Here is a 356-nt window from a genome sequence, read left to right as displayed (position 1 = left end):
TTTCACTCCCCTCCCGGGGTTCTTTTCACCTTTCCCTCACGGTACTTGTTCGCTATCGGTCACCAAGTAGTATTTAGCCTTAGGGGGTGGTCCCCCCATATTCCCACTGAATTTCTCGTGTTCCGTGGTACTCTTTTGTGTCGGATATTTTCGCTTTCGCCTACAGGACTCTTACCTTCTTTGGTTCTTCTTCCCAGATGATTCGGCTGGCTATTTTCTCTTTTTACACTTCGGGCTCTTCCCTGTTCGCTCGCCGCTACTTGGGGAATCGAGTTTTCTTTCTTTTCCTCAGGTTACTTAGATGTTTCAGTTCACCTGGTTCGCTTCCTATAGTTATGGATTGGCTATAGGATACC

The 356-nt window shown here is 47.2% G+C and carries 1 rRNA gene; it reads right to left on the bottom strand.

The window, feature by feature from the left end:
• Positions 1-356, bottom strand: a 23S ribosomal RNA gene (locus tag PTSHG_RS00070); the annotation flags it as partial.

The organism is Peptoniphilus senegalensis JC140, from assembly GCF_000321025.1.
GTDB classification, from domain to species: domain Bacteria; phylum Bacillota; class Clostridia; order Tissierellales; family Peptoniphilaceae; genus Peptoniphilus_A; species Peptoniphilus_A senegalensis.
This window is presented reverse-complemented; position numbering and strand designations above follow the sequence as displayed.